The organism is Novipirellula herctigrandis, assembly GCA_007859835.1.
Lineage (GTDB): Bacteria > Planctomycetota > Planctomycetia > Pirellulales > Pirellulaceae > Novipirellula_A > Novipirellula_A herctigrandis.
Genome location: SJPJ01000001.1, coordinates 7,044,450 through 7,069,734, shown reverse-complemented (window position 1 = coordinate 7,069,734; position 25,285 = coordinate 7,044,450). Strand labels below are relative to the sequence as shown.

Genomic DNA, 25,285 nt, shown 5'->3' with positions numbered 1-25,285 from the left:
GCACGACGCGGTCGCCGACAAGTCGAACTAGAAAAGAGGAAATCATGCCCCAAGAAATGAGAATATCTTTGCCGATCAACCGCAGGATCGCTTTGTTCATAGCGACGACCGCCGTTGCAGTCTTGTCATTTTTCAGTGAGGTTCATGCCGAATCACGAGAATTGCTGTCGCTTGATGGGACCTGGGAGATCGTCTTTGACTCCGAGAACGAAGGCCGAGAAGCGAATTGGCATCACGACGATATCTTCTCCCAACGCTCAAACACTCGCCCGATTCACGTGCCGAGTTGCTGGGAACTCATCGAGCAAGATTATGAAGGCGTCGCCTTCTATCGACGGAAGTTTGAAGTTCCCTCGAGTTGGGCCGGCAAGACGGTACGACTGCGGTTCGATGCCGTGAACTACCTGACCGAAGTCTGGTTGAACGGCGAAGTCGTTGGTTTTCACGAAGGCGGATTCACGCCTTTCGAGTTTCGCGTCGACAGCCTTCTCAAGCCAGGCAAACAAAACACGCTGATTCTGCGAGTCGTCGGCCCCATCATCCTCCAGAACAAGAACATTGATGGCGTGGGACCGTTGGAAACACCTCAATGGCGAGGAGGAATCACTGGCGGAGTATGGCAGTCCGTCCAATTGATCGCAACCGAAGAGGCCCTGGTCAAAGATGTCTTCATCGTTCCGAAAATCGAGAACGACACCGCGACGTTTCATTTGGAATTGCAGAACACCGGCTCGGGAAGCAAGTCCGTCCAATTGGTCACAACGATTCGGTCGGCGAATGATCCCGATCATATCGTGGGCACGTCCGTTCGGGAAGTTATCCTGCGGCCCGGCGTGAGCATGCATACCGAAACGATCCAAGTCCCCGGCGCACGCTACTGGTCTCCCGACGATCCTCACTTGTACCAAGCCGACGTCGAGCTTGAGGGATCAGACCAATGGACTTCACGATTCGGTATGCGCGAGTTCACGATCCGCGACAAACAGTTCTACTTGAACGGGGAGCCGATCTACCTGAAAGCGACGTTCTTCGAGGGCCTCTACCCGAATGGAATCGCCTATCCCGACAGCCGCGAGATGGCGATCCGAGAGATTCAGTTGGCCAAGGAGGCGGGCTTCAACATGATCCGCCCGTGGCGCCGCCCCCCAGCGCCGATGTGGCTGGACTTGGCGGATGAGTTGGGCGTGCTGGTCGTTGGCAGCCCGGCGCTCGAATGCATGCGGTTGCCGCTGTCGACGCCTTATTTACCGGCCCGCGTCGAGAGGGAGGTCCGGGAAGCCGTGCTTCGTGACCGCAATCGGGCGTGCGTGGTGCAGTGGGAACTGTTTAATGAACTCCATCGGCCGATCCTCAAGCAGATGATGCGTCCCATGGCTTTGCTGACTCGGGAATTGGATCCGACTCGACTGATTTTGGATGAATCGGGCGGTTGGGCGTACGGAGCTCGGATGTATCTGCCAAACGAGCATGAACCGATTCGTTTCAACGATATACACAACTACCCCGGCCCGTTCATTAACAAGCGGCTACACGACGGTTTTCTCTCCATCGGTTTGACCAAGGAGCAGAAGGAGGCCCGAGGCATAAATGCGAGGACTCCCGGAAGGAACGTCGTTCCCGGTCTGATGTCCTTTGTTTCCGAACTCGGCTACGGAAGCCTGCCGAATCTGGTCGACAACAACGAGCGTTTCCGCCAGGAAGGCAATCCGCTGACGCCTGCGTACCGTTACCATCATCGTTTGGCGGAAGGTCAGCGACGCGTGCTCGAAGAGAGCGGTTTCGGTGAATTCTATCCGAACCTTGAACAATTCTGCCTCGACCAGCAGTCAATTCACGGAGGGGCCAACAAGCGGATGATCGAAGCCGTGCGCTCGAATCCGCTCGTGAGCGGTTACTGCATTCACGCTCTCTCCGCCGGCGATTGGATTATGGGCGCCGGACTCATCGATCTTTGGCGGCGTCCCAAATCTCACGCATACGAAGCCACGAAGGCGGCCAACCAACCGCGAATCCTGGTGATTCGCATGTCGCCTCGCAATGTTTACGCGTCGCGAGGGAGCGAGCTGCAAGTGGTCGGCGTCAATGAACAGGCGTCGCTGAACGGTATTTTGACCGTTCAAATGACGTCGAAGTCCGGCGAAACAGTCTTCAGTAACGAGACAAGAACGCATTGGAACGAGGGCGTCTCGACGCTCTTCACCGAGCAGCTTGATACTCAGAGCTTGCGCGGCGGTTACACGATCACGGCGACGTTGTCGGCAGAGGACGGATCGATTGTAACGGAGAACTCCGGCGCCTTCGACGTGTTCGCCGAGCAGGACTTGGCGATTCCCAAAGAACAGATCGCCGTATTGGATTTGGATGGACGCTTGACTCGTTGGCTGAGGCTCCAGGGCGTCGACGCGATGGAATTCGATGCCTCGACGCCACGATCGATTCCCGTGTTCGTAACCCGCGTTGCAGCCGGAACGTCGGCTGAGCAACAACGCTTCGCCGACCTGATGCGTTTCATTAGAGCCGGCGGGACGGCAGTCTACGTCCAAGGGGTTGGAAAGTTTTACAAACGAGGCGATTCGAATCAGGTCCAATCATCGACCGTACCCGTTGCAGCGCGAGTCCAGGCGGCCCAAGGTCTCTGGTCCTGCATTCCGCATTTGGTTCGCGAGCATCCGATTTTCAAGGGTCTGCCCTCGGGCGGTATGATGCGCGACATTTACGAAAACGTGTGGGCCGCACAGTCCTTGCGTGATATGGAAGTCGAACCGATTGTCGCCTCGATCGGATTCAAGTGGTTTTCCGAGAACCACAAATTGCACTATTCCGGCCCCGGCGAATCGTGGTGGGGTTCGGACCTCGCGATAGTGCCTCACGGCGAAGGCCGAGTGATCATTTCGCAACTGCGAATCGTTGAAAACCTTGGTAGCGAGCCGGTAGCTGACAAGCTCCTGTTCAATCTCATCGAATTCACTGCGGATAACTGAAAACGAGTCTATTGAAGAGCGTCTCGACGGCGTAGCCAGGCGCAAAGTCAACTCAAAAATATCGACGAGCTAACCTAGGCTTGAATACCATCAAGAGAATCCTATTTTCATTTGCACTGCTGTTCACGTTCACTCTGTCTGGCGTTGCGCAAGAACGGCGCCTCCAGTCGCTCGATGGCCCGTGGCAGATCGTGTTCGATTCCGGCAACGAAGGTCGGGCAGCGAAGTGGCACACCAGAGACGTGTTCCAGGGATTGGAAAGACGAGCGATCCAGGTGCCGAGCTGCTGGGAGGAGATTGAAAAGGATTACGAGGGGCTTGCCACCTATGGCAAAACGTTTGAAGTTTCCAAGGATTGGAAAGGTAAAACCATCCGGCTTCAGTTTGATGCGGTGAACTACATTGCCGAAGTGTGGCTGAACGATCATTGCATCGGCCGGCACGAAGGCGGATATGGTCCTTTTGAATTCCGCGTGGATGATTTATTGAATTTCGAAGGAGACAATTTTCTCGGCCTCCGAGTGCTTGGGCCGATTGTTCATACAGATCAAGTGATCGATGGCGTTGGTCCGAACGACATGCCACACTGGCGCGGCGCCATTGCCGGCGGCATCTGGCAGTCGGCGCGTTTGGTCGCCACCGGCCAAGTGGTGGTTGACGATGTGTTTGTGATTCCGCAGCTCGAAGACGATACGGCGCACGTTCAGCTGCGGCTGGACAATACGAACACGAAGAGCGGTATGCAGGACGTTGCCCTTTCGATTTCGCATGAAGGCGAGGTAGTCGCCAAACATGATGAGACCATCAACCTAAAGCCCGGAAAGAACCTTGCTCAGTGGGTGCTGAAGATTCCTGATGCCAAACGGTGGTCGCCGGGTGAGCCAAACCTTTACACACTCGCGGTCAAGATTGCCGGATCGGATGAGGAACAGGTTCGTTTCGGGATGCGGGAACTAACGATCCGCAACAATCGCTTCGAGCTGAACGGGAAACCAACCTATATCAAGGCTGCGTTTTTCGAGGGGCTCTACCCTCACAAGCTGGCATTACCGGACAACCTTGAAATGGCGAAGCGTGAAATTCGGTTGGCCAAAGAGGCCGGGTTCAACATGATCCGGCCCTGGCGAAAACCGCCTCCGCCTGCTTGGCTTGATCTGTGCGATGAGATGGGTGTGATGGTGGTCGGCGGCTTTCCGATTGAATGCATGAAACGCTGGCCGACCGTGACGCCGCATCTAAGGGAACGGATTGAAAACGAGGTCCGTTCAGGCATGATGCGCGACCGCAATCGTGCCTGTATCGTGCAGTGGGAAATCTTCAATGAAATCTATCGCGAAGATCTGGGGCGGTTTAAGCACGATGTTTCACTGCTGGCCCGTGAGCTGGATCCCTCGCGTCTCATTCTTGATGAGTCAGGCGGATTTGCGGGTGGCTCGAATATCTACCTGCCTTATCAGCTGCAACCGGTAGTTTTCAACGATGTTCACATCTATCCGGGTGCTCCATTGAGCCGGCAAGACTATGAAGGTTTTTTGACGCTGGCCAAAACGGAAGATCAAATTCGTGAGCTGGGATTGGACGTACCTGCCGTTGATTCAAGGAGCGTTATCAAGCCGGGACGGTTGACTTATGTTTCGGAGATAGGCTATGGCAGCCTTCCGGACTTAGTAGACAACAACAAGCGTTTTGAACGGGATGGCAATCCGCTGGCGCCGGCTTATCGCTATCATCGCGAATTAGCAGACACCTACCGCACGGCGCTACAGGAGAGCGGCTTGGATGCGGTCTATCCCGATCTCCGCGACTTCTGCCTGGACCAGCAGACAATCCACGGCGAAGGCAATAAACGGATGATCGAAGGCATCCGTTCCAATAGCAGCACTTGCGGCTATGCCGTCCATGCCCTGACCGATGGCGATTGGGTCGTCGGGGCCGGTCTGTTGGATCTGTTCAGGAATTCCAAACCTGAGTTGTATGAGGCAACCAAAGAAGCCAATGCCGAGCAGTATATTGTTGTGAATGTACTGCCTAGAAATGCCTATGCCGAACAGGGAGCAACGCTACAGTTAAACGGGATCAATGAGTTGTCGGCAACGGAAGGTCAACTTCGTGTTGAAGTGCTCGCAACGGATGACGCGATCGTTTTTGAGAAAGAACAGGATGTTGTCCTGAAGCAGGGCATTGAACCGTTGGTGGAACTCAGGCTTGATACGCAGGACTGGTCGGGCAGCTATTCGGTGAAGGTTCGGTTGGTAGATCGTTCGGGCAAAATGATTGCTCGGAATTCGGTCGGCCTCGAGGTGTTTACGAAAAAACAACTGCTCGTACCCTCCGTAAAGATTGCTTTGGTTGATTCTGCTGGCGCCCTTCGTTTTTTCCTCGGGCAGAAGGGAGTCGACTGTTCCGAATTCAGTAACGAAACCGAAGTCTCTACACCGGTACTGGTTGCTGGTGCGGCACCTGCAAAAACACAAACCGAACTAAAGGCGTTTGCTGAAAAGGGCGGCTCCGTAGTCGTTCTTGAGTGCGGGGATAACCGCTTACCTGTTCGCGGAGGAAAACGTCCTGTCAAAGGACTGTGGGTCGGAGTTGGGCATGTGGTTAAAGAACATCCGATCTTCGCGGGACTTCCTTCCAATGGACTGATGGGGCAGGCCTATGAAAACGTCTGGGCTAGGACAACGTTGGTTGGACTGGACACCAAGCCCATCGTTGGCTCGGTAACCCATGGCCATTGGCCAGCCAAACGGGGCCTGCCGAGTTACCTTGGCCCTGATCCTGCCTGGTGGGGAACCGACTTGGGCGTTGTAAAACAGGGAGAGGGGCGATTTGTCCTGTCGACTTTGCGGCTTGTGGATCATCTTGGTCAGGACCCCGTAGCAGACCTTATCCTGCTGAACCTGATCCGGTTCGCAAGTTCAAACGAATAACAAATTTTAAAGGCTTCCGCACTTGGAATACTGCTCTCGACCGGGCTTGCCCCGGTGAAAGCAAGACTGAAAAGCTACACGAGCACTGTTCTCCACCGGGCTGGTGTTTGAGTCCTTTGTCCACTGGCACAAGGCCAGTGGGGGGCGGTGAAAGTACATTATCGGTATTTACTGGAACTCTTGTAGCCCAGTCAGTCTATGCTCCACCGGGGCAAGCCCGGTGGAGGCTTCCGCACTCGGGAATGCTGCTCTCCACCGGGCTTGCCCCGGTGAAAGCAAGACTGAAAAGCTACGAGCAAAGTGTCAATCAATGCCACGTCCCCACTGGGCTTGTCCCGAATGGCGTGGACTTAAGGCCCCCGCCGACCTTGCGTCGGTGGAAGCCACGACTTGATAGCTACCATGCATGACACACCCACCCTCACATTTTCCCAGTCACTGCTCCGCTGGCACGAGGCCAGCGGGGGCAGGTCGAATCACAAGTGGTTAAGTCCACGCCATTCGGGCTTGTCCCAGTGGAAACCGAACATAGACGACTAAAGACAAACGACTACAACCTGCGTCTCACCGCATCCATGTCGTACCGACCGATTGTTCCAGCATAGAAACTATCCATCCATATCCGCAGCATTCCATGGCGAAACGCGACATTATTCATATACGACAAAGCAATCGTTTCCGGCGAACTGAGGTAGTCGATCGCCAGAGTGAAATGCACATGATCCGGCAACAGCGCGAGCCGAGACACTCGATGCCCTTTCTTGTGTGCCGCGTTGAGAATCGCATCTCGAGTTGTGCGAAGAAAGGTCGGCTCTGCGGTGCGCCAGCGTTCAGCATGAACCAGCACGATATGCAGAGCCAACGCGTACTGCCCATGAGCACTGTTGACGACCTTGGTCACATCGACATCGAAGCTCAGCTGAAACTCCTCGAGCGAAGCCGTCGTGTGCGGATCAGCCAACGGATGATGCGAGAGTTGATCGGCGACGTAGTTCTCAACCGTATTGACAGTCGAGTCGCCAACACTCGTCAGCCGAAAGTTCCGCTGCCACCGAACGGGATGATCGATTGTGAGCAAGTGTTGCAGTCGCCCTTTCACCACTCGAACGATATCCGGCGGCGCTACCGATGGTGTGGTGCTCACCAGAATAAGTTCCGTGCCGTTGGTTTGCCGCGCATGTTCGAGGACTCGAATGTGGTCCGGCTTGGCAGCTTCGTTCAGCCGATCAATCCACACGTCTGCTGGCGGAAGAGCCTGCCCCGGAAACAATGCCAACGACCAACGAAGCTGATATGCTGCACGACAGAGCTCGGGTGTGTAGATCGGTTTCAGAGACATGGGAGTGAAGAAAAGCTGCCTAGCTGGTGTTTGAGTCCTTTGTCCACTGGCACAAGGCCAGTGGGGGGCAGGGAAAGTACATTATCGGTATTCACTGGAGCTCTTGTAGCCCAGTCAGTCTATTCTCCACCGGGACAAGCCCGGTGGAGGCTTTCACGCTCGGAAAAGCTGCTCTGCACCGGGCTTGCTCCGGTGAAAGCAAGACTGAAAAGCTACATGAGTACGACGTCCCCACTGGGCTTGTCCCAGTGGGGAACGAGATTGACAAGCTAACACGGCGACAAGCACTACTTTCCCACCTTTCCCTTTCGCCCGCCTCCGGCGGGCGAAAGGGAAAGGGAGGAGGGTTGAGAAGGCATATACTGTTAGCTCAGAAATTTGATTCACCATCCGGGCAAGCCGGATGGAATCCTTGAACCTACATGATTTCGAATCTGCAAGCAGCGTGCCACTTCTGGAGAATGATATGAGAGGGATAGCAGGATTAGTAATTGGACATTTATTGTGAAACTCAAAGTCAAGCGGATGTTGGAGAACACACCATGAGAACGTTTCTTATTTTTTTGTTAACGACAACCCTGTCCGTTCAGGCGGAAGAGCCCTGGCGTTTCATCAATCTGGCAGACTGGCATTCAGCCGAAAAGTTCGTCATGCGTGATGCGAGTTGGTATGACGAAGCTGTTCAGAAAGAAATTCAAACGATTAAGCGGATAAAAAACGAGTATGGCGGGGAGCTGATGACATTGCCTGGGGACAGCAATAGTGGGCATTGGGACACACCTGATTTTATTCAGAAGTTCAGTCCGGGTTCTAAACCGGAAGACGTCATCCTGCGGGCCGGCAAACTCTGTTATGAGGGAATGATCGACACCTTTGCACAAGGTGGTTACTCAACGCTATTGATGGCGGTTGGCGATCATGAGTTAGGGGATAATCCATGGCCGGCGGGTTCAGATGTTGCGAGATGTCAGCCACAGTTCAGAGAGTCTTTTGCCCGTGCCTTTAACTATTCACAAGACGGCAAGGTTTTTAGATACTCAGGAAGAATCGGAGCGGCAGATGCGCGTCCACTTGGCACAATCTATGAAGACACCTCTTTTGCCTGTGTCCACAAAAACGTCCTGTTTGTGACGATAGATGCTTTTCACCAAGAGCATTACACAAAGACCATTGGAGAAGAGGGCAGCGTTACCGGAGCGGTTGAGGGAAAGCATCTTGAGTGGCTTGAATCGGTGTTGAGCGAGGCACGAAAAGATGCGGCTATCAAACATATTATCGTGCAGTCTCACCTCCCTGTGCTCTATCCCGTCCGTAAAGTCAACAGCAGCGGAATGGTTTTTGATGATGATGCAGAGTGCGATTTTTGGAAGGTATTGAGAAAGCATGATGTCGACATGTACCTTGCCGGTGAAGTGCATGCGAATACCGTGACAAAAGACCCGGAGTCATCGTTGCTTCAGGTTGTCACACGAGGAAACAGCTTTTCCAATTTTCAGACCGTCGATATCAGCGATGATAAGATTGAAATGACACTCTACGCTCATTCCGGTGAAAGTTTACCTAAAGGGAGCTACCGGGAAACAGGCAAGTTGATCATCGATAAATCAGAATCAGAAACAACCTTTCATGCAGAAGGTGGATTGGCACTTTTTGACACTACATCGCGACTCTTGCATTTTAATTTTGAAGAAAATTTCGACCTTAAACAGAGGACGATTCTGGGACTTGGGGAAGCAGAAAAGCACCGGGCCTTAGATGGTGCTTATTGCACGCGATCGTTCGCTAATTGCGGAACGTTTGGCCCTCAGTATGATGCCCTTCACTACAATGTTGAACTGGTTCCCGGCAAGAATGGCATGGCAGGAAAGTTTACGGATGATTCTCGCATGGGCGTATTTGGCATGGGGCCTATGCAGGGTGGGTTGGCGGTAGCTTATGAATTGTCCTTCAATACTCAATCAGAAGAAAATCAAATTCTGATCAACACGGCCAGCATATGGAGCAAAGCGAGCAAGAACTTTTTGAACCTCTATCTGGATAACGGCATTCCCGTGGTCGCCATATCCGATAAGCAGTTTCTTATCGCCCAACCAGAAAAGCTCAACGATGGCCAGTGGCACTCGGTTCAAGTTCGCATGCCACACCATGGTTGTATGCTCTCCGAAGTGATCATTGAGGTCGATGGCCAGAGGGTCGAGGTCGCGTTACAAGGTCAAGATGAACCGGTTAATGTCTTGAAGTCCTTCCGTCTCAATGTGGGAGGCCGGAGTTACGGTCACCGCATCATGACAAAACTGCCCGTGAGCAACTTCATCGGGTTGATTGATGATGTCTCGGTATGGTCGTTACAAGAGAATGAATAACATGAACCATTTTGCTGTTAATCTTTTGGTTATCTTGTGCGCAGCCGTCTTTACACTGGCCAGTGCAGTTGCGGAAACACAGAGTCAACATTCGCCGACGCTGGTGGCCGTAGGGCAGGCCAGTGTCGATCTGGTAGACCTTGCTAATAAGCAGATCGCGATCGAGCCGGTAAACGCGAGAGCATCGATTGATCAAGGTCTTCAGGTGCAATTCTTGGAAACTGGATCCGGGGTAAAGGTTCCGTTTAACCAAGACCTCAGCTCCTTTGTTGCCGTGGCGATCGATGTCCAAAACATCGGAAAGAAAGCGGTGACGATTGTAGCGGACCTGGACGGTCAATATCCAAGCCGGGGATTCTTACACCTGCCACCAGGAGAATCTGACACCATGGTGCTGCATATTCTCAGAAACAGATGGAATCAGAAAAACCCCAACGCGAATCTATTTACAGGAATGCATGGAACCCCAGGGGGATACCTTTCTCATTATCAAGGCATTGACCCTGCCAGTGTTAAAGCCGTGTGTATTCGTGATCTGGATGGTGCTTCCGTTGGTCAATCTGTCTCCGTCAGCAAAATTCGTGCGGTGGGAGAATATGGCACGATTCCTGCGCCCGGTGTTGAGAACTATTTTCCTTTTGTCGATACCTTCGGGCAATTCAAGCATGAAGACTGGCCGGGAAAAGTGTCTTCTGAAAAAGAATTAACGCTTCGGTTGGAAAAAGAAAAAAAGGATCTGGCGGCTAATCCTGGCCCCAAAAGTTTCGGCAAGTATGGTGGCTGGAAGCAGGGCCCCAAACTGAATGCGACCGGTCATTTCAGGACCGAGAAGCACGAAGGCAAGTGGTGGCTGGTGGATCCCGAGGGGTGTCTATTCTGGTCTCATGGCATCACAGGGGTTCATGAGAAGGACGCCACATCAGCCAAGGACCGTGAGCATTACTTTGAAAAGATTCCGGCAGCCTGGACAAAATCTAAAACGGTGAGTTTTCTTAAAGTAAATCTTGAAATGAAATATGGGACGAACTGGAAGAAGACCGTTAAAAACTTGTCTCATACAAGGCTGAAAAGCTGGGGTATGAATACCATTGGTAACTGGTCCGATGCTGAGACTTACCAGATGAAGAAAACGCCCTATACCGTGGCTGTCCATTACGGGAATCAAGAACAGTTGAAGCAATTGCTGCAGGACCCAGAGACATTCCGGTCTGTTGTTCGTGAGCGTCTTGAGCGGGAAAAGGGAAGGACCACGGAGGACCCATGGTGCATCGGTTACTTCGTCGATAACGAAATCAATTGGAAAGGCTTGGATAGCGAACTCTATTACAAAATTGTCAGCGAAGAGGTCCGGCGTGCTGCTCCCAGCAAGCTATACCTGGGCAGTCGTCTGCATGGGCATAGCGAGCCGTATGGAGGTGCAAGGAAGAGCGTCGTAAAGTCAGCAGCAAAATACTGCGATGTGCTCAGCATTAACCGCTATCGCTTTTCACCGGCTGACCTCCAAATGGTGGAAGGTGCTGATCTGCCTATCCTTATTGGCGAGTTCCACTTCGGTGCACTGGATCGGGGCATGTTTTATACTGGCTTACGGGGCGTTTCAAATCAACGGCAGCGTGCTTATGCCTATGAGCACTACCTGACAGAGGCTCTAAAGCATCCTCACATCGTTGGCACACACTGGTTCCAGTTCCGCGGGCAGGCCATCACCGGTCGCCAGGATGGGGAAAACAGTCAGATTGGGTTTCTGGATATAACGGATACTCCTTACGCTGAGACCGTTGAGGCAGCTCGTCGGGTTGGGAATAAACTCTACGAGTTTAGAAGATTTTATAAATAGATGTCATTTGCGTGGGTGTCCCCATCGTGTTGGTTACCCTCTGAAGGCAACCCAAGGGGTTGCATGCGGATACCAAATTCAGGAAAGGAAATTATTGATGCAACGCGTTCTCGTTTTCTGTGTCCTATTGACCTTGCTGTGTACAGACTCGGTCCGTTTGGAAGCTCGTTCGCGAGAGTCCTTAAATTCCGGGTGGCGATTCGCCCGCTTCGGCGCGATGCCTGACGGCACAACCCGAGCCGAACCCGAGGGCTTGGAGAACGGTACGCTCGACGACAGTGATTGGCGTCCGTTGTACTTGCCTCACGACTGGGCGATCGAGGGACCTTTTCGCGACGATCTGCCGAATCGCACGGGCAAGCTGCCCTATGAAGGCATTGGTTGGTACCGCAAGACTTTCACGGTCCCCATGTCCGATCGAGGCAAGAGGATCTTCATCGACATCGACGGCGCGATGAGTCGGGCTCAGGTCTATATCAATGGCCAGTACGCAGGGCAGTGGCCCTATGGGTACGCGTCCTTCCGCATCGAACTGACCGAGCATATCCGGTTTGGGGAAGAAAACACGATCGCCGTGCGACTCGACAACCCAGGCGAGTCATCGCGATGGTATCCGGGCGGCGGCATCTATCGCAACGTCTGGCTGGTCAAGACGGCTCCCGTGCACGTTGCTCACTGGGGCGTGTGCATCACCACGCCGGAGGTGCGGGAAGATCTTGGGAACGTGCGAGCCCAGGTCGAGTTGGAAGGGGCGACCGCCGCGACCACAGTGCGCCACGAAATACGTCCGTCAGGTTCGGGCGATGTCGTGACTCGCGGCGAGGGTGAAGACTGCACGCTGCTCGTTCCGTCGCCCAGGCTCTGGGATATCGAGTCGCCCCATCTGTATACACTGAGAACGACCGTTCTCGAGGAAGGCAACGTCGTCGATGTTGTAGAAAACGATTTCGGCATTCGCACGATCGAGTTTACTGCGGATCGCGGCTTTCTGCTCAATGGCCGCGCTGTCAAGATGAACGGCGTCTGCATGCATCACGACCTCGGGCCGCTGGGCGCTGCGTTCAATACGCGCGCCGCCGAGCGTCAGATCGAACTGCTCAAAGAGATGGGCTGCAATGCCATCCGCACGGCGCACAATCCTCCCGCCCCGGAATACGTCGACCTCTGCAGTCGGATGGGGATGCTCGTGCAGGTTGAATCGTTCGATTGTTGGAAGGCTGGCAAAACGGAAAACGACTACTCCTCGCTCTTTCCCGAATGGCACAAGCGGGATATCGAAGCGATGATCCGCCGTGATCGCAATCAGCCGTCCGTCGTCATGTGGAGCACGGGCAACGAAGTGCGCGAGCAAAACAAGCCGGAAGGTCACGCGGTTTCACAGATGCTTAGCGACCTTGTTCGCTCCATTGATCCGACGCGACCAACCACGGTTGGCTGCAATAACCAGAACTCGGGAAAAAACGGCTTTCAAAAGACCGTGGATGTGTTCGGATATAACTACAAGCCGCATCTGTACGAGAGTTTTCAAAAGAACAATCCGGAGCAACCACTATACGGCAGCGAAACCGCATCGACCGTCAGTTCACGCGGCGAGTACTTCTTTCCTGTCTCCGATGAAAAACACATGGGGCAGGGCGGGTACTTCCAAGTGAGTTCGTACGACCTGACCGCGCCGCCGTGGGCCAACAATCCGGACATCGAGTTCGAGGCGCAAGACAGGTGCCCCTACGTTATTGGTGAGTTCGTATGGACCGGCTTCGATTACATTGGTGAGCCAACTCCGTACAACAAGGACAGCACCAACCTGCTCAACTTTGCCGACCCGGAAGAGCGCCAGCGCATGGAGAAAGAGTTGGAACGCCTGGGCAGTAAGATCCCGCCGCGCAGCTCCTACTTCGGCATCCTGGACCTGTGCGGTTTCAAAAAAGACCGGTTCTACATCTACAAAGCACGCTGGCGTCCGGATCTGCCGATGGCGCACATCCTGCCTCACTGGAACTGGCCGGAACGCATCGGGAAGGTCACGCCGGTGCACGTCTACACCTCCGGCGACGAAGCGGAACTGTTTTTGAACGGAAGATCTCTCGGTCGGAAGAAGAAGGGCGATCTCGAATATCGCCTCCGTTGGGATGACGTGGTCTATCAGCCCGGCGAATTGAAGGTCGTCGCCTACAAGGACGCAGCACGTTGGGCCGAGGATACCATGAAGACGACCGGCGCCCCGGCGAAGATCGACCTTCGCGCCGACCGTTCGCTGATCGATTCCGATGGACGGGATCTCTCCTTCATCACGGTCCAAATTTCCGACGCCCAGGGGCTGCTCGTCCCGCGTTCCAATAATGAAGTGCAATTCGAACTCGAGGGGCCGGGCGAAATTCTCGCGGTCGGCAGCGGCGATCCAACCAGTCACGAATCCTTTCAAGCGAGCAAACGCAAGGCGTTCAACGGCCTCTGTCTCGTCATCGTCCGTTCCCGCGCGGGCGAATCCGGCGAAATCCGTCTGTCGGCAACGTCGGATGGCCTGGGTAAGGCCCGCCTCCAGATCGAGAGCAAGGAGTAACTTAAAATGAAGAACACTTTGTGGATAACATTATTAGGCCTCTGCGCCGTCTGTTCACACGCAGCGGCCGAAAGACAACCCAACATCGTACTGCTGTATGCGGATGACGCGGGGTACAACGATTTCGGCTTCCAAGGCAGCCGCCACTTCAAGACGCCGCACTTGGATCAGTTGGCGGCATCAGGTGTGGTGCTTAAGCAGTTCTACATGAGCGCGAGTGTATGCGGGCCATCACGCGCCGGGATGCTGACGGGGCAGTACCAGCAACGCTTCGGCTTCGAGGAAAACAATGTGCCGGGGATCATGAGCGCAAGTGGCGCCCTCGGCGAAGAGATGGGCTTGCCCCTGCACTTGTCCACCATGGGCGACCACTTGAAAAAACTCGGCTACCGCACGGCGATCTTCGGCAAATGGCACTTGGGCGTCGCCGCCCGCTATCACCCCACGAAGCGGGGCTTCGATGAATTTGTTGGCTTTCGAGGCGGCGCACGCAGCTATTTCGCCTACGCACCCGGCGAAGCGCCCAGCCGAGGGCATCAATTGGAGCGAGGCTTCGGCCATTTCCAGGAGCATGAAGGCTATCTGACCAATGTGCTGGCAGACGAGGCTTGCGCTTTCATCCAGCGCAATCGAGACCAACCCTTCTTCGCGTACGTGTCGTTCAATGCGGTGCACTCGCCCATGCATACGGATCCCGCGGACAAGGATGCCTTTCCCGAGTTGCAAGGAAGACGCCAGCAAGTGGCACAGATGGCACTGTCCCTCGACCGGGCCTGCGGCCGCATCCTCGATAAGTTGGAAACGCTGGGGCTGCGTGAAAACACGCTGGTCGTGTTCACCAACGACAACGGCGGCCCTACGTTTGGCAATCGTTCCAGCAACTATCCCTTGAGCGGCGTGAAGGCGACACATTTGGAAGGTGGAATTCGCGTACCGTGCATCGTCTCATGGCCGGCTAGATTCAAGGCGGGGACCACCTACGAGCCGCCGGCAAGCTCGCTGGATTTGCTGCCGACGTTCTTTGCAGCGGCCCAGGGAGACACATCGACGCTTGATGACCTGGACGGCGTGGACTTGGAGCCGTACTTGTCGGGAAGCAAATCGGGAATGCCACACCAGACGCTCTATTGGAAGATGGAACTACGTGGCACGATCCGCGATGGGGATTGGAAACTACTCCGATCTCCCGACCGACCTGCCGAACTTTTCAATCTCGCGGAAGATCCGGCAGAACAGCGCAACCTTGCCCAATCGCACCCCGAACGTGTGCGAACGATGTTCAAGAAGCTGCACGATTGGGAGCTTGGATTGGAACGTCCTCTCTTTCAACTTCGCCGCCAAGAAGGAGCGCTGTGGCAGCGTCTCTACGACGAGTATCGCAAACCACCGCCGGCCTCTTTCTAGATGTCAGACTTGCTCCCATCGCCAGCGTCTTCTAACCCCCAAGGGATTAAAAATATGATTAAGCCAATATCAGGTAAGTGTGGATGCCGAATGCACATGAGAAAGTTTGGATTTGTTTGCGCATGGCTCACGATCGGAGCTATGCCGGTTTTCGGCGCCGAGAAGCCTAATCTGCCCGACAAGCCTAATCTGGTCGTGATCATGTGCGACGACCTGGGCTATGCGGATGTGGGCTTTAACGGGTGCCGGGACATCCCGACGCCGAACATTGACCGCATTGCAGAGAGCGGAGTGCGATGCACCAGCGGCTATACGGCCTATTCCGTCTGCGGACCGAGCCGCGCGGGTTTCATCACGGGAAGATATGGTCAGCGTTTTGGTTTTGAGCGAAATCCGCAGTATCGAACTCAAGATCCAAACATGGGGCTGCCCAAGGAGGAAAAGACATTCGGTGAGGTACTAAAGCAGGTCGGTTATAAATCGGGTGTCGTCGGTAAATGGCATCAGGGTGCACATCCGAGCAACCATCCGCTTAACCGCGGCTTCGACTTTTTCTACGGTCATCTTGGCGGAGGACACCAGTATTTTCCCGAAGAACTCAAGATCAAGGATAGCTATGTCGCGACGAACGAGAGTGAGAGTTACCGCACCTGGATCATGCGTAACCACGAGGCTGTGCCACCACGCAAATATCTGACCGAAGAGTTTTCGGATGCAGCGGTGGAATTCGTTGAAGTTCACAAGAACGATCCGTTCTTCCTGTTCCTCTCCTACAACGCGCCGCACGGCCCATTACAGGCGACGGAAAAATACCTATCCCGTTTCCCAAAACTTGAAGGCAAGCGACAGACTTATGCTGCCATGGTGAGCTGTGTCGATGATGGTGTCGGCCAGTTGCTCAGCAAACTGGATGAATTGAACCTGACCGAAGAGACCCTTGTGTTTTTCCTATCCGACAACGGCGGGCCTGAGTCAAAGAATGGTTCAGATAACGGGCATTTGCGAGGTGGAAAGGGCGATTCCTGGGAGGGCGGTTTCCGTGTCCCGTTTGCCGTGCAGTGGAAAGGTACGCTTCCCTCCGGTGCAGTCTACGATCTTCCCGTTAGTTCGCTCGATATCATGGGCACAATCGTGGATCTTGCTGGCGCACCGGTTGATCCAAGGCGGCCTCTCGATGGAGTTAACCTGATTCCATATTTGACGGGCCAGAACAACGATGCGCCGCACGAAGCGATTTACCTGCGAAAATTTGACAGCCAAAAATACACGGTGCGCCGCGGCGATTACAAGCTGCACTCCGAGTGGCGCGGGGACAATCCGCAGCTCTATAACCTGGAAGAGGACATTGGCGAGCAGAACAACATTGCCAGCCTGCATCCTGAGAAAATTCAGCAGTTGGAGAAGCTTCGCAGGCAGTGGGATTCCGAGCTGATCGAACCGCGCTTCCTCGGCCTGATACATACGCCCGAGTGGCAGGCGAAGCTCAAGAGGCAGAGAGCCGCCAAGGAGAAAGGGGCGAGCGAGTGGGACTGGTTTAAATCACTTGATAAAAACAAGGATGGCGAAGTTACCAAGGATGAATGGCTGTCATGGCACAAAGGGTCCGCAGCGAGAAAAGGGGAGCTTTATCGAGAAGAGGTTACTAGAAAGTATTTTGCACAGCTCGATGGAAACAGCGACGAAATTATCACGCGTGATGAATTGGAAACGCGCGAAAAGAAATAGGAAACAATAGATGACACGAATACTGATCATTTTGGTAATCGCAGTGGGGGCTTCAAGTGCCTTTGCCAAAACCCAGCCCAATGTTGTGCTGATCGTCTGCGATGATCTCAATGACTATATCACCGGCATTCCCGGCGGAGCAGGGCATCCGCAGGCGATCACGCCTCACATGGATCGCCTGGCATTGTCGGGTGTAGCCTTCCGACGTGCCTATTCGAACCACCCGGTCTGTGCACCGTCACGATCGAGTTTCCTGACGGGCATCTACGGCCATACGTCCGGCAACCTTTTCTGGAGCAAGTGGTTTCAGAACCCGGTGCTGAAGAATTCGCGAAGTCTGATGGATCATTTCAAGCAGAACGGGTATTTCGTGGCCGGTTCCGGCAAGCTGATGCATCACGGTAAACCCGATGAGTGGAGCACGTTCAAATACAAAGCCGACTATGGGCCGCAGGTCTACGACGGTGAAAACCGCGTGGCGCATCCTTCCGTGCCTAAACCTTATGGGGACATCGGTGCTGTCGATGGATCTTGGGGCGCACTGGAGGATGTGCCCTATGCCGACGACGGCAATTCCGAGTCGGGTTGGATCTATGGCGACTGGAGCAAGCTCACGCCTTTCAATCCTGAAACCGATCCGACCCCGGATGAACGCAATGCTGCTTGGGCGGCGGAAATGATCGAGGGATTTGCAAAGAAGAAAGCCGGGCAGCCATTTTTCCTTGGCGTTGGTTTTATCCGTCCTCATACACCGTTGCACGTTTCACAAAAATATTTCGAGATGTATCCGTTGGATGAACTCGAACTGCCGACGATCAAGCCCGGCGATGCGGACGACACCCATTATCGCGAAGTCTTCGATCCGAGCCACAAGGGACTGCGCTACTACCGTACGCTTGTTGAAACGTATAACGGCGACGAGGAGAAGGCTCTTAAGGTGTTCACGCAGGCTTATCTGGCATGCGTTACGGCGGTTGATGAATGCATCGGCACAGTAGTCGACGCCATCGACAACAGCCCGCTGAAGGACAACACCATTGTCGTTGTGACCTCCGACCACGGATGGCAGATGGGGCAGAAGGACTACCTATTCAAGAACTCGCCGTGGGAGGAAAGCTGTCGCATTCCATTTGTGGTACGCGCTCCGGGCGTGGCAAAACCTGGCACTGTTGCAGAGCATCCAGTGTCTTTGATTGACCTCTATCCGACCCTTGTGGATCTTTGCGGACTTCCCTCGGAAACGCGAAAGAATGGAAGCGGCGCTCCGCTTGACGGTCACAGCGTGCGACCTTTCCTGGAAAATCCGCAGACCGGCGAATGGGACGGCCCTGAAGGCGCGCTTTCCATGATTTACTTTGGTGAGAAGCACAAAGGCGGAGGAAAGAACCTAGTGGATCACCAGCATTGGTCCTACCGCACCCAACGTTGGCGTTACATTCGCTACAACGATGGCGTGGAGGAACTCTACGATCATGATAGTGATCCACGTGAATGGAATAATCTGGCCGGTTCGCCTGAACTCGCCGCCGTCAAACAGGAGTTGAAGAGGCAGATGTTCGCGATGATTGATTCCACAAAGATAAGAACGGTATCAGCTGAAGCAGCACCGGAAGCCCAGAACAACAACTGGGATTGGTTTAATACACTGGATGCGAATCGTAATAAACAGGTCACTAAAGACGAATGGCTGGCATGGCACAAAAAGTCGGCCGCGAGAAAAGGGAAGCCTTATGAAGAAGATGTCCCTAGCGAATATTTTGAAGAGCTCGATGGAAACAACGATGGGATCATGACGCGAGAAGAGCTTGAAGCGGGGAAGAGATAATGTGTATTTGTTTTGAGCCAATCCTGCGTGCACCTTCTTTCCTTTCGGCTCTACTGTTGATTTCCGTACTGATCGTCTCGCAGGGAACGGTTCGGTCGGACGATGTCCTCTACGACTTCGATCAAGGATCCGATCCCACGTCCATTATCCACCAGAACGCCGATACGGAACTCGTCCAAGGCGAGACCGGTCGCGCGCTGCAGGTGACGCTGCACGGCAAGGGCAAGCCGTCCCGCATTCGACTTACTTCACCCGGTTGGGACCTGTCATCCTATCGCGGCGTAGCGATCGACGTGACGAATCGAGACTCGCAGCCAATCGCTGTCCTAGCTCAAATTACGGTCGGTCAAGAAAAAACAGCTTCCCGAAGCGTCGTCTGCCTAGAACCTGGCGAGACCGATACGATGCTTCTGACGTTCTTTCGTCGTGAGCCGCCGGAGTACATGCAGAAGTTCTTTCAGGATATGCGAGGTTTGCCCGGCGGAGTGCTTGCACATTGGTAGGCGCCGGACCTGACCAGGCTCGACACGATCGAGATCAGCAAGTCGCGTCCGAACCAGTCGATGCGTTTCTCGATCGATAACATCCGCGCCACCGATCGATTTGCGCCGCCGAGTGAGCAGCAACTACGGTCCGAGTTCTTTCCGTTCGTCGACCGGTACGGCCAATACATGCACGGGACGTGGCCGGGCAAGACGCGATCGGCCGGAGCGATTGCCGCCCAGCATCAGGCGGAGCTCGTGGACCTGGACGCCCACCCCGGCCCGGTCGACTGGGACCGATATGGAGGCTGGGCCGCGGGGAAGAAACTCGAAGCGACGGGCCACTTTCGCACGGAGAAGTATCGTTGGAAGTGGTGGCTGGTCGATCCCGAAGGTTGACTCTTCTGGTCACATGGGATCACGGGCATGTGGTTAAAGAACATCCGATCTTCGCGGGACTTCCTTCGGGCGGACTGATGGGGCAGACCTATGAAAACGTGTGGGCCAAGAGAACGTTGACTGGGTTGGATACCAAGCCCATCGTGGGTTCGGTGACCCACGACTTTTATCCGCTGAAACGGAACAAGCCGAATTACCTTGGCCCTGAATCCGCCTGGTGGGGAACCGACCTGGGCGTTGTGAAACAGGGAGAGGGGCGGTTTGTCCTATCGGCTTTGCGGCTTGTCGAAAATCTGGCGAAAGACCCGGTTGCTGACAAGACACTGTTAAACCTGACCAAGTTTTCCGCTGCATCAGAGTGATAGACTATAACGCAATTGCGCTTACCCCCGATCTGCTACGAGAGATCTGCCGAGCCTTTCGGGGTCAGGCCTGTATCTGGGGGGGCAAAAGGGGAAAGGGTGCGCCGGGATGAAACCGGTTTTGGATAGAGAATGAAAGTTTCTTACAAAGAACGACGAGCCATCAACTTTGGACTCCGGCAGAGGTGCGATGAAGGTAACCTCTATATGGCCCTTGGTTGCATTGGGGCGTAACGGTTTTATTGGCAGAAGTTTTTTGGCTTCTTCCTCGAGGTAGAGTTGAAGCGGTTTGCTTCGTGGTCTCGGATGCAGCGATTGGTTCGCCGCGTGTTTCCGACACCGAAGATCATTCACCCCTATCCAGACCAACGATTTCGCGATCGACTCAAGGCGAGAGCCGTATGAGGTAATTCTTCAAGTACGGATCTGTGCCGGGGGGCGGCTGGCAACAGCCGTTCCTACCGCGATGGTCAATTCGTCAAAGGTTTCCTCGGTCCATTCTTCGCTGCCGAAAAGACGGTTACGAACAACACACTCTCGAACCGCGTCCTATTCTCGTTTGGACAGTGCTTCGTTGACCCGTTTCGTCCAACCCCGTGGACAGGGAATCAGCCATGACGTGAGCAGTTAAGTAGGAACCGGCCCTACTTAACTCCACAAGAAAATAAAGTGGAAATACAGCGTCAATCAAGGTCACTGCCGGTAACCAAGCCGACCGCCGTGTCTGCCGTGTCTGCCGTGTCTGCCGGCACACAAGAAAAGTGTGAGCAGTGCACAAGTCACACTCGGCAACGTGCGCTCACCGCCACAAGCAGCACAAGCTGAGCAGCCAAAAAGAAAGCGTCAGACAAGAATCCTGTCTCACGCTATGGAGTGATCGAACGAGGTTACTTAAGGGTCGAGCCTAAAGGCTACCGTTTCAATGTCGCTTCGCTCAGGTGCAGTAACTAGTTGCCTCCGGAAACGACCCCTTACCCCTTCGAATTCCGCGAGAAGATGTCCCGCGACGATTCTTTGCAGGCTTCCTCTCCACGGTCTGTCACCTCGCCGCAGTTGCCCTCGGCTCGTACTTTTCTTTACGAGCTATTCATTTGGTATCATGGCTCCCATAAAGAAACCGGAACTAAGTACACGGGACTTCCATTCCAGAAGATCATGGCCATGCTGGGCGTACGACATTACGGGCCTCCTGCCCTAGGACCGCTAGTTGGCGGATTCGGAAAGCAAAAAAATCCCATTCTTTGTAGGGAAAACGCTCTGGTCACGCTTCCAGCGTGCATGGATATCGTAGTTATCGCTGGTGTATTCGCTGTTTCCTGTGATACAACGGGGGCATGAAGTACGAAATCGATCTTCCCGCCGACATTCAACATTGCCTTAGCGCTCGCGCCAGCGAGACCGGTCAAGACGTTGTGCATTTGATTCAACTTGCCGTGACACGGTTTGTGGCCGATGAAGTCGGGGCGAATGGAGATGATGTGCAGTGGACGCAGGCCAAAGACGATCGCCGATGTGAATTGATCGATCACGAAATTGAGGGCACGATCAGTGTGCCTGAACGTGCTGAACTAGCAGTCTTGCAAAAGATGGCGGAACAGCATTTCGACGAGATTGCATCACCACCGATGGAAGAAGCTCTCAAGCTCCACAAGCGGCTGCTGTCTCAGCCGGATGCGTAGCGTGACGTGACTTGCGTTTACATACCCTGGTGGGCCGCTTGTTCGTCGACACGGCCCCAGTGGCTATTCAGACGTTCAATCGTTTCGGCCATGGTTGCGTGACGAGTTTTCGTTTCGCTGCGTCTACTGTTTAATTCGAGAGCAGTGGGGGAAGCGGCTCGGTGAATTCGACCTCGATCATTTCGAGCCGGTAGCCAATTCGCCGGACGCGAGACTGGAATACGACAACTTGGTGTATTCGTGCCATGCCTGGAATCTCCGCAAAGGAAAACGTCGGGTGCCAGACCCAACGCAGGTTCTATTGGAACCGTCCATTCGTGTGCATCTCGACGGGCGACTTTCGGGTTTAACAGACGATGCTCGACGCACCGTTGCGGTGCTGGGTTTGAATTCGCCGAATTTGGTTCGATGGCGGCTCACTTGGATGAGAATAATCGATATATGCCAAAAGAATGATCCGGAGTTGTTCGCTTCGTTGATGGGTTACCCAGACGAAATGCCAGACCTATCGATACTCACGCCTCCAGGCAACACGCACCCAGAGGGTATTGAGCGTTCCTATTACGCCCAGCGTGCTGGTGGAAGGTTATCCGACGGGTTCATCGTTTCGGTAACGACGGACTTTCACGCTTTTCATATCAAGCAAACCATTGCCCCTGATCGGCTGCGGAAAAGAGAAAGCCAACCTTGCTGCGCCGCCGTGCGCACTGTACCCGGGGCAGCTGCTTCAGGCATCAATCGTTTTGGCCGAGCGAAACGCAGACGGCTACTTCATTGTGTCGGCAAAACACCTTGTCATTGACCCGAACACGGTCATTGACCCGAACACGGTCATTGACCCGTACGATCTGGCGATAACCGACTTGCCGAGCGATGAGCAACGATGGCGATCCCGGCAAATCGAAAGCCAGTTTCACTCGCGTTGGTTGGAGTACTGAAAATTCGATCGGAACGCTGATGGATTCAAATTTGCTGTTGATAAGACGCGGGTGTCTTGCTGGCGAGCCAGCTCGATCTACGCGGTTTCTACGATCGGATCTTGATGGGACGTGACAAGCACCGTTTTGGAAATCCGCTTCGTGGACTTGGCATCGGCGATCGACCTGCTTGGTTCAAGGCACAATCACGATCTACTGTAAATGCTCAGCTGAGATTGTTCTTAACGCGCGTGTGCGCAAACGAGTTTTTGCAGGCACTTGATTTTCGCTTCTGTCCATGCTGGACGGTCGAGTTCGCAGCCGATCACCGCCGGTCTCGACACGGCCCGCAGTTGGTTGCAGTTGGTTGCAGTTGCTTGCCCGAGTCGTCCGGGATCAGACGCGGCGTGGAACGAGTAACCCGTTGATCCAATTGCTCTATCAAGGCTGGACCAGTCCCCACGACCCGGTGATGGACGCCGTCCGCATCCGCTATGCCGAACTGATCGCCCACGACGACGCCGCTGCTTCGCCACGCGGCCCACCGCCAAATCAGCGGGAGGCCGCATGATGTTGATTCTACTCTGGCACGAAGTCTTGCAACCGAACCAGCGAAGCGTCAAAGCACCGCTGCGGCTGGCGCTATGCCTGGCGTGCAAAAACCCTCCCAAAACGACCCGCAATCGCCTCAAAACACTCGCCACTCGAAGCGACAATCCAGTCAACGCACCGCGAGCCGCTTGCAAGGATCTCATCAACACCGAGCGTTACCCAAGTCACATTGGGGTATTCTCCCCGGCAGTGGAAAGCTACCAGATCTAGGCAGCTAAAAAGAAAGCGTGAGACAAGAATCCCGCCTAACGCTATGGAGTGGTCGAATGAGGTTACTTAAGGGTCAAGCCTAACCATGACAGTCCTTAGTTTTGTCCACTTTAGATTTCATCCTGCTTGTCTCTTTCATCGTTTCGATTTTTTCGTGTGTAAAACTGAATAACCTTAAACCCAAACAGAAGCAACGCAACGAGTCCGAGAAGCACTCCAAGTCGTTCTAGCAAAACTGGAACTCGAAGGGCATCGGACAATTTATGCGGAAGCTCTCCGGGATGCCCTTCTAACGAACGAAATTTTTGAATTGCCAAATGATTACTGAACAAAATGAGCGTCACAGAAGCACCCAACAAGAAAAGAACAGCTAAACCAGTTCGGCTCAGCCATGGTTGTTCTTCATCATTTGTTCGGGATGGATCGTAAGGATTCAGCTGTCGATTCATTCGCAGCCCCCACAGTCAAATGGTCCTGATGAAAACATAATTTTACCAGCATAGCGTGCAATGTTCCGCCAACGCCAATAGATAGACCACCAGCATCACCGAGCGCAACATCTATATCCATCCCCGCCGTATGTTTTAGGACGGCAGTAACATACCCTGTATGCGACACGATCAAACGACCGTTGACACAATCTGAATAGCTCTGAAACTCCACAGAGGGGTCATGTAACTCTATTCCAACAAAAGCTTTCGTCACGCCGCTGGTCCATACAGAAGTTACGACCACTCCACCACAATCAGCTGTAATTGCTGCATTGAAATTAAATTCATGATGAGGACTTTCTACGAGTGTTCTTACCCCGTCTCCGGGGTCGGTAGGCGTGGATGGGTTGATAGATGGTGATACCGGCTCAATGTCCCCAGGATAAGGCATAAGCGGGGGAGATGTACCAATATCAAGCCCCTGTCCTATGGGTCCGTCGGGAAATGGATCATTATCGAGCGGAGAACCGTCACCGCGTGGAAGACCTAGGATATCGAGATCAATAGTCGTAACAATTGCCCGACCAAAAGGATCGACTCCAAATGGCACAAAGTACCCACCATAAAGACTAAGCCCATCAACATACCCGATTGGATCTCTGGAGCAAAACCTACCGGCAACCGGGTCGTACATGCGGGCGCGGTAGTGGTACAGGCCTAACGCCACGTCGTACTCGCGGCCGGTGTAGGTGTAGCGATTGTTTTCAGCACTCGCCGTAAGTGCAGTTCCGGCGGCATCGAGGATCGTAGGCGTTCCGTACGCATCGTACGCGTAGCGTTCTTTCACCAATCCACCGCCATCGGTTAGTGCGATGATGCTGTACTGTTGGTTTCGATCGAAAGCTCGGTGGCGGTTTTGTCTTCTTGTTTGCGATTGAGGCGGTGTTTTGCGGCAATCGCTTGATGCCGAACGACGACAAGACGCTGACGATCTTTGATCGTCTCGCCTTGCGCCCTTTTGAGTTCCCGCGCGCTGGTACGCGTGAGGGTGGGTTCGGTCGTCGAGGGTCACTGACATGCTGTCCAGTTTAACCGATCCGATTTGCACGGTGTTCGCTTTTGGGTCTGCGGTTGAGCGGACGCCATTTGCTCATCCTCACTCCACATCTATCGGCTCGGAGGAATGCGTGGAGTCGGCCTCGTGCCGAAAGCCATGGCGGGCATCTTGA

Annotated in this window: 17 protein-coding genes; 15 read left to right on the top strand and 2 right to left on the bottom strand. The window is 54.1% G+C overall.

Going from position 1 to position 25,285, the window contains the following annotated elements:
- Positions 1-56: 56 nt before the first annotated feature.
- Together CA13_RS25765 and CA13_RS25760 are read left to right on the top strand one after the other, a co-directional pair.
- A complete protein-coding gene (locus CA13_RS25765; RefSeq protein ID WP_419194822.1) occupies positions 57-2,981 on the top strand; it encodes a glycoside hydrolase family 2 protein in 2,925 nt (974 codons plus the stop codon).
- Between the two features lie 80 nt (positions 2,982-3,061).
- Complete coding sequence (locus CA13_RS25760) at positions 3,062-5,911, top strand: glycoside hydrolase family 2 protein (RefSeq protein WP_146401584.1); 2,850 nt, start codon at positions 3,062-3,064, stop codon at positions 5,909-5,911.
- A gap of 550 nt (positions 5,912-6,461) precedes the next feature.
- Here CA13_RS25760 and CA13_RS25755 read toward each other — a convergent pair.
- Entirely contained in the window at positions 6,462-7,250 is a 789-nt protein-coding gene (locus CA13_RS25755) for a transposase (RefSeq protein ID WP_146401583.1), read from the bottom strand.
- Positions 7,251-7,792: 542 nt separating this feature from the next.
- Here CA13_RS25755 and CA13_RS25750 point away from each other — a divergent pair.
- The 13 genes from CA13_RS25750 (at position 7,793) to CA13_RS25695 (ending at position 23,374) form a co-directional block, all read left to right on the top strand.
- Positions 7,793-9,613: a LamG domain-containing protein gene (locus CA13_RS25750; RefSeq protein WP_146401581.1), complete on the top strand. Its 1,821-nt coding sequence runs from the start codon at positions 7,793-7,795 to the stop codon at positions 9,611-9,613.
- Position 9,614: 1 nt separating this feature from the next.
- A complete protein-coding gene (locus CA13_RS25745) occupies positions 9,615-11,450 on the top strand; it encodes a hypothetical protein (protein WP_146401579.1) in 1,836 nt (611 codons plus the stop codon).
- A 97-nt stretch (positions 11,451-11,547) separates the two neighbouring features.
- Positions 11,548-14,010 carry a beta-galactosidase GalB gene (gene galB, locus CA13_RS25740; RefSeq protein WP_146401577.1) on the top strand — a complete coding sequence of 821 codons (2,463 nt, stop codon included), beginning with the start codon at positions 11,548-11,550 and terminating at the stop codon, positions 14,008-14,010.
- A gap of 6 nt (positions 14,011-14,016) precedes the next feature.
- Positions 14,017-15,414, top strand: coding sequence for a sulfatase-like hydrolase/transferase (locus CA13_RS25735; protein WP_146401575.1), 1,398 nt, complete (start codon positions 14,017-14,019; stop codon positions 15,412-15,414).
- A 96-nt stretch (positions 15,415-15,510) separates the two neighbouring features.
- Entirely contained in the window at positions 15,511-17,139 is a 1,629-nt protein-coding gene (locus CA13_RS25730) for a sulfatase-like hydrolase/transferase (RefSeq protein ID WP_146401573.1), read from the top strand.
- Positions 17,140-17,149: 10 nt separating this feature from the next.
- Positions 17,150-18,964 (top strand): sulfatase-like hydrolase/transferase, encoded by a 1,815-nt coding sequence (locus tag CA13_RS25725; protein WP_146401571.1) that lies wholly within the window; start codon positions 17,150-17,152, stop codon positions 18,962-18,964.
- Complete coding sequence (locus tag CA13_RS25720; protein ID WP_146401569.1) at positions 18,964-19,467, top strand: hypothetical protein; 504 nt, start codon at positions 18,964-18,966, stop codon at positions 19,465-19,467. Before CA13_RS25725 ends, CA13_RS25720 begins: the two co-directional genes overlap by 1 nt.
- Positions 19,468-19,527: 60 nt before the next feature.
- The gene (locus CA13_RS25715) at positions 19,528-19,845 is read left to right on the top strand and encodes a hypothetical protein (protein WP_146401567.1); all 318 of its coding nucleotides are present in this window, start codon (positions 19,528-19,530) and stop codon (positions 19,843-19,845) included.
- Entirely contained in the window at positions 19,842-20,207 is a 366-nt protein-coding gene (locus CA13_RS25710; protein ID WP_146401565.1) for a hypothetical protein, read from the top strand. The genes CA13_RS25715 and CA13_RS25710 overlap by 4 nt, the downstream gene beginning before the upstream one ends.
- 1,334 nt (positions 20,208-21,541) lie before the next feature.
- Complete coding sequence (locus tag CA13_RS25705; RefSeq protein WP_146401563.1) at positions 21,542-21,886, top strand: hypothetical protein; 345 nt, start codon at positions 21,542-21,544, stop codon at positions 21,884-21,886.
- A gap of 277 nt (positions 21,887-22,163) precedes the next feature.
- Entirely contained in the window at positions 22,164-22,688 is a 525-nt protein-coding gene (locus tag CA13_RS25700) for a hypothetical protein (RefSeq protein WP_146401561.1), read from the top strand.
- Positions 22,594-22,824: a DUF6884 domain-containing protein gene (locus CA13_RS35675; protein ID WP_419195157.1), complete on the top strand. Its 231-nt coding sequence runs from the start codon at positions 22,594-22,596 to the stop codon at positions 22,822-22,824. Before CA13_RS25700 ends, CA13_RS35675 begins: the two co-directional genes overlap by 95 nt.
- Before the next feature lie 277 nt (positions 22,825-23,101).
- Positions 23,102-23,374 (top strand): hypothetical protein, encoded by a 273-nt coding sequence (locus CA13_RS25695; protein ID WP_146401559.1) that lies wholly within the window; start codon positions 23,102-23,104, stop codon positions 23,372-23,374.
- 656 nt (positions 23,375-24,030) lie between these two features.
- Here CA13_RS25695 and CA13_RS25690 read toward each other — a convergent pair.
- Entirely contained in the window at positions 24,031-24,903 is an 873-nt protein-coding gene (locus CA13_RS25690) for an RHS repeat-associated core domain-containing protein (protein WP_419194821.1), read from the bottom strand.
- Positions 24,904-25,285 lie beyond the last annotated feature (382 nt).